Here is a 10596-nt window from a genome sequence, read left to right on the forward strand (position 1 = left end):
AGAATGGGGCGCATACGGCATACGGTTGAGGCGGAACGATCGGCTCGCGCCGGATCAACCGGGATCTACCCTCCCAGACGCGTGACACGGCGGTGCCCACGCATACTCGGGAGGCGAGTGCTCAGGCCGGTAGCGGAGGCGCGCGCGGACGCGACGGCGACCATGCAAAGAGCGGACGCGGTGCGTGGAAGAAAAGCCATGGATGAGATTTGCCCGTCGCGTCCGGCCCTGGCTTGGCGATGGCGAGGGCAGGCAACAAGGCCACGCCGGCATGGGCGCCACAGTAAGGACACTGCTTGAAGGCCTGCAGGGGATCGCCATCGTCCCCACCAGCCGGGCCCTGTACTGAATACAGGCCGAACTGATCTTCGCCGACCGCGACCCAACCCGACCCTTCAGCCGAGCAGACCTCGATCAGGTACCGTCCATCTGCATCCGGCCCCATCGCCCGGCTGATGGTGGGCGCGAGCGCCGCCATCATCATCGCGAAGATCGCGAGCCAGGCGAAGAGGGGTTGATTTAGGCGCCGCATGACGAGTCGATGGATTCGGTCTGTGCTCTGGAACGGAACGGAGTATACCGGCAGGCGCTGCCCCACAATTGATTCCAGTCAGTTCCCGCACACTGCAGGCTGCAAGCTGCGGCAATACGCCGCAGGCCGCAGCTCATCGCGCCTCGTCTTCAGATCGAGATACCGGCTCGGGCACGCACCCAGGCGATGAACTCGTCAAGCGGCAAGGCCCTGGAGTACAGGAAGCCCTGGATGAAGTCGCACCCCATCTCGGCCAGCACGCGCGCCGTGTCCGCACGCTCTACACCCTCGGCCGTCACCTTCAGGCCAAGGCGATGGGAGAGATCGATGATGGAGTCCGCAATCTCGCGGTCACGCTCGGAACTCACTAGATCGGTGACGAAGCTGCGGTCGATCTTGACCTCCTGCACCGCCAGTTGCTTGAGGCGGCTCATGCCGGAGAAGCCGGTCCCGAAGTCGTCGATGGAGAGACTCACCCCGAGCTCGCGCAGGCGCTTGAGCACATCGGTCACACCAACGCCCTCCGCCTCCTCGAGCATGCTGGTTTCGGTGATCTCCAGGCAGAGCGCGGCTGCAGCCACATTCCATGTCTTGAGTGCCTGCTCGATCAGGTCGGGGACTTCCGCGTCGTAGAGATCGGTGGCCGAGAGGTTGATCGACAACTCGATGTCGAGCCCGGCCATGCGCAGCCCGTGCAAAGTGCGCGCTGCATGCTGGAACAACCAGCGGTTGAAGGTGTGGCGCAGCCCGAGTCGATCGATCAGCCCAAGGACTACGGGCGGAGGCACGGCTTCGCCGCCGCTGTCGCGCCAGCGCAGCAAGCCCTCGGCACTGCGGCATTCGCCACTGGCGACGTGGATCTTGGGCTGCAGATGGAGCTCGGGCGCACTGCCACCGAAGAAGGCCTCGCGCAAGTCGCGTTCGAGCCGTGCCGCATGCGGCGAAACCCGATCCATCGACGGATCGTAAACCTGGCTGCCCGACCCATTGCGCTGCGCCATCAGGCAGGCGATTCGTGCCGACTGCAGGAGGTGAAAGGCATCCTGGCCGTGGATCGGCGACATCGCCGCACCGCTGACGACCTTGACCTGCAGGTCCAGCCCCTCCACCTGCACCGGCTCGCGGCCAAAGGCTTGATCGAGCTTGAGCATGGCCAAGGTCAGCACGGCGGGACTCGACAGCGCGGGCAGCAAGATCAACCACTCGTTGCCGTCAAGGGCAAACAGCAGATCCTGCGCCCGCAGGCTGTTCAGCAGGCGGCGCTCGAGTGCGCGCTCGAACTTGCGCACATGCTCCAACGGCAGGCGCAGGATCAGCGGATCGGGGATCACGGCAAAGGCTATGACCCCGACACCACAATCCGTGGACTTCTGCTCGACCAGCCGCGCGGAAAGTTCGGACAAGGCCGCCAGTAGACCGGGCGGGATACGGACGTCCATGCTCAGACCAGAAAGAAGTCGGCAGGGTCGATACCGTGCGCGTTGGGCGGCAACGCCTGCACGATCCGATACGGCTCGCCGGAGTGCGCCAACGGCTGCATGATGAGATCCAGCGTGCGCGGAAAACGATCGATCGTCTTGTCTGGTGCGAGCAGCACCAACACCCGGGGCTGCAGCCGGCGTACCTGGTTCTGCTGGACCACCACGCCCACCTCCCCGGTGTTGAGTTCGACCAGTGTGCCGATCGGGTACAGGCCAATGCACTGGAGCAACTGGTCGACCAAGGCGTCGCGGAACTGGGTGCCACGCAGCTGATTGAGCGTCTCCATCGCCCTCTGGCTGGATACCGCATCGCGATAGACCCGGTCTCGGGTCATCGCACAGTAGGTGTCGACGATGCCGGCGATCTCGGCGGACAAGGGGATTCGCATGCCCGCCAGGCCGCGCGGATAGCCCGTGCCGTCGAAGCGCTCATGGTGAGCGGCGATGATTCCCAGCACCTCGGAATCGAAATCCTCGTTCGCCCGCAGCAGGTCGACCGTGTTGCTGACATGCGCCTTGACGAGTTCGAACTCCCGGTCGTCGAGCGGGCCCGCCTTGCTCAGGATCGCATAGTCGATCTGTACCTTGCCGATGTCCTGGAGCAAACCCGCCAGCCCCACCTGCCTCACCTGGCGGCTGCTCAGGCCGACGAAGCGCGCGAACACCATTGCATGGACAGAGACATTGAGCGCATGGTCGTAGGCGTAGTGATCGGTGCGCTTGAGGCGGGTGAGCCACAGCAGCGCATCGGGGTTGCGCTCCACACCGGAGGCCATCTCGCCGACGAGGCCGTCGAGGCGCTCGACATCGACAGCGCCCGCGCTGTCGATCTCCATTCGAGCTTCACGCAGGGCGCGATAGACGTCATCGACGATCGGGGCCGAATAGAGCAGCTCCGACTCGAGACGGCTGCGCCCATCGTCGCTGCGAATACGCGGGACATGGGCTACGCGCGTCGTATGGATCCGGCCCTTGAAGCTGCGGGCAACATTGAGGAACTGGCTTGCCTGGAGGCGGGACTCGACATCGCTGGGATGGCTGCGCGGCAAACCGTCCAGCCCCAGCAGACGCGCGCTTACATCGATCACCCTGCTGCTGTGATGCTCGCCTACCGACAGGGTGTGATCGACCACCACCTCGCGGCAGTACTCCTGCAGCGCACGCATCTGATCGACGTTCTCTAGCAGAAAGCCCTGCAAGCGGAACGGCGTTTCGATCCACGGACGATCGATCTCGGCAATGAACATGCCGATCTTCACATCACGAGTCGACAGCGTGCGCTTCAAACGATGGCTCCCATAACGTGAACTTACCGCTGCCCCTCTTCAGGCAGCGGTCAAAGCCAGTTTGACGGACATCCCGTCACCCCTTCATGAACAGGGCAGCCGACGCGGCAGGCCTGCGGCAATCGACTACAGGATCAGCACAGCCAGCGCCGCGCGTTGCCGAACATGCGCAGCCAGGGAGAAGCATCGGGACTATCCTTCACCAGCCACCGTGGCGCCCACGACATCTGCAGCGTGCGGGCGGTGCGCTCAGGGTGCGGCATCATTACCGTGAAACGCCCGTCTGCAGTCGTGAAGCCGGTGACGCCCGCCGGCGAACCGTTGGGGTTGGCCGGGTAGGCTTGCGCAGGGTTGCCGTGGTTGTCGACGAAACGCAATGCCAGCAGCGCCTTGTCCTGGTCGGCCTCGCTGCGGAACACCGCCCTGCCCTCGCCATGGCTGACCACGATCGGCATGCGGCTGCCTGCCATGCCCTGCAGCAGGATGGACGGGCTGTCGGTAACCTCGACCATCACGAAGCGAGCCTCGAACTGTTCGCTGCGGTTGCGACGGAAGGTCGGCCAGGCCTCGGCGCCGGGGATGATCGGTGCGAGGTGAGCCATCATCTGGCAGCCGTTGCACACGCCGAGCGCGAAGGTGTCGCTGCGGCGGAAGAAGGCCTCGAACTCGTCGCGCAAGCGGGCGTTGAACAGGATGGACTTGGCCCAGCCCTGGCCAGCGCCGAGCACGTCACCGTAGGAGAAGCCGCCGCAGGCGGCCAGGCCATGGAAGTCGGCGAGGTCGATGCGGCCCGCCTGGAGGTCGGACATATGCACGTCCACCGGCGTGAAGCCGGCACGCTCGAAGGCGGCTGCCATCTCGAACTGGGAGTTCACCCCCTGCTCGCGCAGCACCACCACCTTGGGACGCACACCGCTGGCGATGAAGGGTGCGGCCACGTCCTCCTTGACGTCGAAGGACAGCGACACCGACAGGCCTGGGTCGGTCGCATCCGCCAAGGCGTCGAACGCCTGCTGCACGCACTCTGGATCATCACGCAGCTTGGCGATGCGGTAGCTGGTCTCCGACCAGGCCTGCAGCAGCTCGACGCGACTGCCCTCGAACACCAGCTTGGCGTTGCGACGCAGGCGGATCTGGTCCTGGGTGTTGGGCTCGCCGATGAAGTGGTAGGCGAGGCCCGCAGCGCGCAACTGCTCGGTGACACGGGCGCGCTCCTCGCGGCGGATCTGCACGACGGCGCCAAGCTCCTCGGCGAACAGGCCCGCGAACAGGCGGTCGGCGAAACGGCCCTTGAGGGTGTCGGGCTTCTTCTCGAGGCCATCGACATCCATCATGTAGGGGTCGTAGCACACGGTGTCGAGAATCAGCGACAGGCCGCACCTGGCGGCGAAGGCCATTTCGCACACGGTCGCAAAGAGCCCGCCGTCGGAGCGGTCGTGGTAGGCCAGCAAGAGACCATCGCGGCGCAATTGCTGGATGGTTTCGAAGAAGGCCTTGAGCTGGACGGGGTCGACATCGGGCGCATGCTCGCCGACCGAATCGTAGGCCTGGGCGAACACCGAGCCGCCGAGGCGGTTCTTGCCGTTGCCGAGGTCGATCAGCAGTAGCTCTGTCTCGACGCCTTCCGGCAGCTGCAGCTGCGGTGTGAGCGTGTTGCGGATGTCCTGCACCGGCGCGAAAGCAGTGGCGATCAGCGACAGCGGGGCGACGACCTGCTTGTCCTCCTCGCCCTCGCGCCAGGCGGTGCGCATCGACAGCGAGTCCTTGCCGACCGGGATCGACACCCCGGCGCTGATGCAGAACTCGGACACCGCCTGGACGGTGTCGAAGAGCCTGGCATCCTCACCGCGATGACCGGCAGCGGCCATCCAGTTGGCCGAGAGCTTGACGTCGCCGAGCTTGGCGATGTCGGCGGCGGCGATGTTGGTGATGGCCTCGCCGATCGCCATGCGACCCGAGGCCGCTGCATCGACGCAGGCCAGCGGCGTGCGCTCGCCCATGGCGAAGGCTTCGCCGCGGTAGCCCTGGAAGCTCATCGCGGTGACCGCGACGTCGGCCACCGGCACCTGCCACGGGCCGACGAACTGGTCGCGCGCGGTCAGGCCGCCGACCGAGCGGTCGCCAATGGTGATCAGGAAGCTCTTACTGGCTACCGCCGGCATGCGCAGCACACGCATCCCGGCTTCCTTGAGATCGAAGTCGGTGGTATCAAAGGGCGGCAGATGCACGGCGCGGCGAGACACGTTGCGCGTCATCTTGGGCGGCTTGCCGAGCAGCACCTTCATGTCCATGTCCACCGGCTTGTTGCCGAAGTGGCGGTCGGACACCGTGAGGTGGCCATCAGCCGTGGCAGTGCCGAGCACCGCGAAGGGGCAGCGCTCGCGCTCGCAGAAGGCCTGGAACAGCGGCAGGCTCTCGGGCGCGATCGCCAGCACGTAGCGCTCCTGCGATTCGTTCGACCAGATCTCGCGCGGGCTCATGCCCGGTTCCTCGATGTGCACCTCGCGCAACTCGAAGTGCGCGCCCAGGCTGGCGTGGTCGGCCAGTTCGGGCATGGCGTTGGACAGGCCGCCGGCGCCGACGTCGTGGATGGCGATGATCGGGTTCTTGTCGCCCTGCTGCCAGCAAGCGTCGATGACTTCCTGGCAGCGGCGCTGGATCTCGGGGTTGCCGCGCTGCACCGAAGCGAAGTCGAGGTCGGCGGTGTTGGTGCCGGTCGCCATCGACGAGGCCGCGCCACCACCGAGCCCGATCAGCATGCCCGGGCCACCGAGCTGGATCAGCAGCGTGCCCGGCGGGAAGGTCGGCTTCTCGGCCTGCTGGCCCTGGATGCTGCCCAGGCCGCCGGCGATCATGATCGGCTTGTGGTAGCCACGCACCTCGCCCTGCACTTCCTGTTCGAAGGTGCGGAAATAGCCGGCGAGGTTGGGCCGGCCGAATTCGTTGTTGAAGGCGGCGGCGCCGATCGGGCCCTCGATCATGATGTCGAGCGCGGAGGCGATGCGCTCGGGCTTGCCATAGGGCTTCTCCCAGGGCTGGCCGAAATCGGGGATGTTGAGGTTCGACACCGTGAAGCCAGCCAGGCCCGCCTTGGGACGCGAGCCGCGACCGGTTGCGCCCTCGTCGCGGATCTCGCCGCCGGCGCCGGTGGCCGCGCCCGGGAAGGGCGAGATCGCGGTCGGGTGGTTGTGGGTCTCGACCTTGGCGAGGATGTGGGTGTCCTCGTCGTGGTAGCGGAAGGCGCCGTCGGCATCCGGGTACAGGCGGGCGATGCGCGCCCCCTCGATCACCGAGGCGTTGTCCGAGTAGGCCACCACCGTGCCCTCGGGGTGGGCCTTGTGGGTGTCCTTGATCATGCCGAACAGGGTTTTCTCCATCGGCCGCGCGTCGATCACCCAGTCAGCGTTGAAGATCTTGTGCCGGCAGTGCTCGGAGTTGGCCTGGGCGAACATCATCAGCTCGACGTCGGTCGGGTTGCGCCCCATGCGGCTGAAGTTCTCGACCAGGTAGTCGATCTCGTCCTCGGACAGCGCCAGGCCGAGCTCGCCATTGGCCCGCTCGAGCGCGGCGCGACCGCCGGCGAGGATGTCGACCGTTGTGAGCGGCTGCGGCTCGTAGTGATGGAAAAGGGCCTCGGCCTCATCGACGCTGTTGAGGATCGACTCGGTCATGCGATCGTGCAGCAGCGCCAGCAGGCCCGCATTACCCTCGACCCCGCGCGCCTCGATGGTGTAGGCGATACCGCGCTCGATGCGCACGACCTTGTCGAAACCGCACTGGTGAGCGATGTCGGTCGCCTTGGACGACCACGGCGAAATCGTGCCCAGGCGCGGCACCACCAGGCGCAGCGTGCCGGCGGGCGGGGCCACGGTGGCCGGGTGGGCGTCGAGCAGGTCGACGAGGCGGGCATGCTCTTCTGCACTCAACGCCGCGTTGAGCTCGATGAAGTACCAGTGCTCGGCGACCAGCGCATTGAGCTTGGGCAGGACCTCGCCGACGGCGCGGCCGAGACGTTCCAGGCGGGAAGAGGACAGCGCCGCAGCGCCACGCAGCTTGAGGATCGAGGTCATGTTTGTCAGGAACAGGTCGGGGGAACGGATGCCCACGCGTGGGAGCGCCGGCAAGCTCCGCATTATAACCGAGGCACCTCTCCCCCTGCCGTCGAGCACTCGTCCAAGCAGCGCAATCGCCTTGATGATGGCCCGCAGGTCAAAACCGATCGTCGAGCATGGAAAAGGGCGCGACGCTTCGTGCAACTGCCCTGCTCCACGCACCCTTGCCATGCGTGCGATCGTTGTAGACTGCTGCCCTCAACCGATCGCGAGGACCACGATGGCCGACATCAACTACCTGTGGGCACCGCCCGCCCCCTCATCGCTGCCGGTACGCGGCACCAGTGCGCGCTTCCCGGTCAACAGGCTGTTCTTCGTCGGGCGCAACTATCAGGCCCATGCACGCGAGATGGGAACCTCGGTGGATAAGGCGAGCATGCGGCCGGTGTACTTCACCAAATTCGCCGCGATGCTGGCCGAGTCGGGTACGACCGCCCCCTACCCGCCCGAGACACAGGACTACCACCACGAGATGGAGCTGATCGTCGCCCTCGGCGAAGATGGATTCCGGGTGTCGACACAGCAGGCTGCGGGCATGATCTACGGCTATGCCTGTGGCCTGGACATGACCCGACGCGACCTGCAGGCCGGCGCCAAGGCCAAGGGCAACCCCTGGGACGTCGCCAAGAACGTGGAAGCCGGAGCAGTCGCCAGCGAGATCGTGCCGGCCGACGGCCGCGTCCTCACGCATGGCGAAATCAGCCTGAAGGTCAATGGCCAGCTGCGCCAGAACGGTGACCTCGCGGACATGATCTGGACCATCCCGGAAATCATCGCCGACCTGTCCACCTACTACCACCTGAAGGCTGGCGACCTGATCTACACCGGCACGCCCGAAGGCGTGGGACCGGTGCAGCCGGGCGACCATCTGGATGGCTGGATCGAAGGCGTCGGCGCACTGAGCTTCGACATCGGCCCGGCGGAATAGGCCCGCGCGCTGCGCCCCTGGACAGGAGAGCGGCGCTGGCTCAGCCTTTGGGTGCAGGGCTGAGCCAGCCGCGCAACAGCCTGGTCAGGCGCGGCATGACCACCCAGGTCATGGTGGCGACGATGAGTGCGGTAAGGATCGCCGTACGCGGCAGGAAAGGCAGCGGCTGCAGCCATGGCAGCACGAACCACAGGAAGAAGGACACCGTGGGGAAGATGCCGAGCCAGGTCACGACTGCCATCTTCATGCGCGGCGGGTGCATGGTGGCTGGCACCACTGCGGGCTCGAACCAGGCCTCCAGACCGCTCAGCTTGCGGAACTCGGGCTCGCCCTCGGCCACCGCCTTCATGCGCTCGAGCAACTCGAGGCGCGCATCGCTCATGTCCCAGGCCTGCAGTTCAGCCTCGGACGCGAAGCGCACCACCGTCTGATACTCCCCGCCCGGCGTCTCCGGCGGAATCAGGTCGCCCCCCAGGAACCCCTTGTGCGCGCGCATTCTTGCGAACATCTCGCGCAGCATGGCTTCGTACTCCGCCTCATGCCCCGGACGGGCGCGGCGGCGGGCAATGCGGGTCACGCGAACGGTCTCTGCTTTGGCGGGGGCATTCGTCACTGTCAATCTCCTGTAGGGGCGCCACGACACGGCCTATCCAGGCCGCATCGATGGGGACAGGTGCACTCTACAGCAACAATCTCGAGATTTTAATCAAATAAATCCATCTTCCCTTCAAGCAGGCTGAGAGGGGCACGCATGCATGCGCAGGGCGCTGCGGCGAATCGAAAAACCCCGGCCGCCTTGTCTGGCGGCCGGGGCTCCCCTTACATCAGCACCAGCCGGGCCGGTGCACAGGCGTCAAAGCGGCATGATGAGCTTGAACCAGAACTTGTCGCCCTTGAAGCGGTTCTCGGCCTCGGCCTCATGGTGCCACTGGCCTATGAAATGAACCCCTTGCTTGTTGGTGTAGGTCACGCTCGGGCCGATGGCGAAGACCTCGCCCTTGCGACCGTCGGACCAAGGCCCCAATGCGGAAGAGATCGTCTGTCCATCAAGCTTGTCATTGGTCGTCTGCTTCAGGTAATAACCCGACAGGCCGACGCCCCAGGGCCCGAAGCGCTTGCCGACCAGATAATCCAGGTGAAACTCGTCGCCCGAGGAGTACTTCATCTTCGGCGCCCCAGGAGCCGGACGGAAGTCCTTGTTGGATGTCTTGATGTTATACATGAACTTGGCCGATACCTCCCAGCCCGTGTCGCCCATGTAGGTAAACGCAAAAATCGGCTCCACGCTCCAGTAGTTTGCGCCGATGCTCTGACGCGGCTCGCCCGGCTTGTACGCCCCCGTGGGCAGATTGACGTCGAGCGCTGCTGCCCAGTGCCAGTTCTTTGTGTGCCAGGACAGGATAAAGGGATTGACGGTGATGTCACCGAGGCCGAACTTCGATTTCGAGCCTGTCCCCAAGGCGACATCCTGATGCACCACCGGCACGATCACATGCCAGCCCCAGTTGCCACCCAGGATCTTGTGCTCCGTCGTCTGCACGAAGCGGAAGGCGTTGAACCAGGCATCGACACCAGCGCCAGGGACCTTGCCGCCGCCGCCGTCGACCAGGTCGCCGCTGTAGTAGCCGAAATAGTTGATGAAGTAGTTGCCCGGCGGCGGGACCGCACCAGCCAGCCAGGTCTCGGCCCCGTTCGGGTACTGGTCGCCACCTTCCTTGGCTTGAGCGCCACCGATGGCCAGGCCTGCAAGGGCGAGCGCCGCCCATAGCTTGTTCAGCTTCATGCTCCGATCCTCCTCATGATTGTCGTTTTACAGCAGGTGCTGTTCTTGTCGCGGCGGCCTCTGCGGGCCGCTCGTGAATGCGCTTGACGGTTCCTGTTGGCTTAGCGCCCCAGGTCTTTCGCCGACACGCCGCCGATACCCCAGTTTGTCTTGGGCACCTCACGGATGACGACACGGACGGTCTCGACCGGTGCGCCGACCGCCTCGACCAGCGCCTGGGTGACCTTGGCGATCACCGCCCGCTTCTGGTCCTCGGTACGGCCTTCGATCATGGTGATTTCTGCCAGCGGCATCGTGTTCTCCTCCGGGTTGTCGTTGCGGTTCAGGCCGCCAGGCCGCGCGCCTTGGCCAGGTTGAGCGCCGTATCCTCGATCATGTCTTCCTGGCCGCCGACCATGCCGCGTCGGCCCATCTCGACCAGGATCTCGCGCGCGGGCACGCCGTACTTCTTCTCGGCGCGCTTGGCGAACAGCA

At 65.6% G+C, this 10596-nt stretch carries 8 protein-coding genes and 1 pseudogene; 1 reads left to right on the top strand and 8 read right to left on the bottom strand.

Annotated elements, in window-relative coordinates; translation table 11 throughout:
* Positions 1-121 precede the first annotated feature (121 nt).
* From P7F68_RS17750 to purL, 4 genes are all read right to left on the bottom strand, one after another.
* On the bottom strand, positions 122-532 hold the full coding sequence (locus P7F68_RS17750; protein ID WP_002940923.1) for a DUF2946 domain-containing protein: 411 nt from the start codon (positions 530-532) through the stop codon (positions 122-124).
* A 149-nt stretch (positions 533-681) separates the two neighbouring features.
* Positions 682-1971, bottom strand: coding sequence for a putative bifunctional diguanylate cyclase/phosphodiesterase (locus P7F68_RS17755; RefSeq protein ID WP_277835142.1), 1290 nt, complete (start codon positions 1969-1971; stop codon positions 682-684).
* Positions 1972-1973: 2 nt separating this feature from the next.
* Positions 1974-3299: a cyclic di-GMP phosphodiesterase gene (locus P7F68_RS17760; protein WP_277835144.1), complete on the bottom strand. Its 1326-nt coding sequence runs from the start codon at positions 3297-3299 to the stop codon at positions 1974-1976.
* Between the two features lie 134 nt (positions 3300-3433).
* Entirely contained in the window at positions 3434-7369 is a 3936-nt protein-coding gene (gene purL, locus P7F68_RS17765; RefSeq protein ID WP_277835153.1) for a phosphoribosylformylglycinamidine synthase, read from the bottom strand.
* 262 nt (positions 7370-7631) lie between these two features.
* Here purL and P7F68_RS17770 point away from each other — a divergent pair, with 262 nt between their 5' ends.
* Positions 7632-8339: a fumarylacetoacetate hydrolase family protein gene (locus tag P7F68_RS17770; RefSeq protein ID WP_002940929.1), complete on the top strand. Its 708-nt coding sequence runs from the start codon at positions 7632-7634 to the stop codon at positions 8337-8339.
* A gap of 40 nt (positions 8340-8379) precedes the next feature.
* Here the strand turns inward: P7F68_RS17770 and P7F68_RS17775 are convergent, their stop codons facing one another.
* From P7F68_RS17775 to P7F68_RS17790, 4 genes and pseudogenes are all read right to left on the bottom strand, one after another.
* Complete coding sequence (locus P7F68_RS17775) at positions 8380-8952, bottom strand: antibiotic biosynthesis monooxygenase (RefSeq protein ID WP_002940931.1); 573 nt, start codon at positions 8950-8952, stop codon at positions 8380-8382.
* Positions 8953-9192: 240 nt separating this feature from the next.
* On the bottom strand, positions 9193-10122 hold the full coding sequence (locus P7F68_RS17780) for a SphA family protein (protein ID WP_277835149.1): 930 nt from the start codon (positions 10120-10122) through the stop codon (positions 9193-9195).
* A 101-nt stretch (positions 10123-10223) separates the two neighbouring features.
* The gene (locus P7F68_RS17785; protein WP_002932107.1) at positions 10224-10415 is read right to left on the bottom strand and encodes a 2-hydroxymuconate tautomerase; all 192 of its coding nucleotides are present in this window, start codon (positions 10413-10415) and stop codon (positions 10224-10226) included.
* A 29-nt stretch (positions 10416-10444) separates the two neighbouring features.
* A pseudogene (locus tag P7F68_RS17790) lies at positions 10445-10596 on the bottom strand (4-hydroxy-2-oxovalerate aldolase); the annotation flags it as partial.

It is taken from the genome of Thauera mechernichensis, from assembly GCF_029588855.1.
Classification (GTDB): domain Bacteria; phylum Pseudomonadota; class Gammaproteobacteria; order Burkholderiales; family Rhodocyclaceae; genus Thauera; species Thauera mechernichensis.

Excerpts from the sequence above, each read along its gene's own strand:
- P7F68_RS17770 (WP_002940929.1), top strand. The coding sequence starts at position 7,632 with ATGGCCGACATCAACTACCTGTGGGCACCGCCCGCCCCCTCATCGCTG.
- P7F68_RS17785 (WP_002932107.1), bottom strand. The coding sequence starts at position 10,415 with ATGCCGCTGGCAGAAATCACCATGATCGAAGGCCGTACCGAGGACCAG.
- P7F68_RS17780 (WP_277835149.1), bottom strand. The coding sequence starts at position 10,122 with ATGAAGCTGAACAAGCTATGGGCGGCGCTCGCCCTTGCAGGCCTGGCC.
- purL (WP_277835153.1), bottom strand. The coding sequence starts at position 7,369 with ATGACCTCGATCCTCAAGCTGCGTGGCGCTGCGGCGCTGTCCTCTTCC.
- P7F68_RS17755 (WP_277835142.1), bottom strand. The coding sequence starts at position 1,971 with ATGGACGTCCGTATCCCGCCCGGTCTACTGGCGGCCTTGTCCGAACTT.
- P7F68_RS17750 (WP_002940923.1), bottom strand. The coding sequence starts at position 532 with ATGCGGCGCCTAAATCAACCCCTCTTCGCCTGGCTCGCGATCTTCGCG.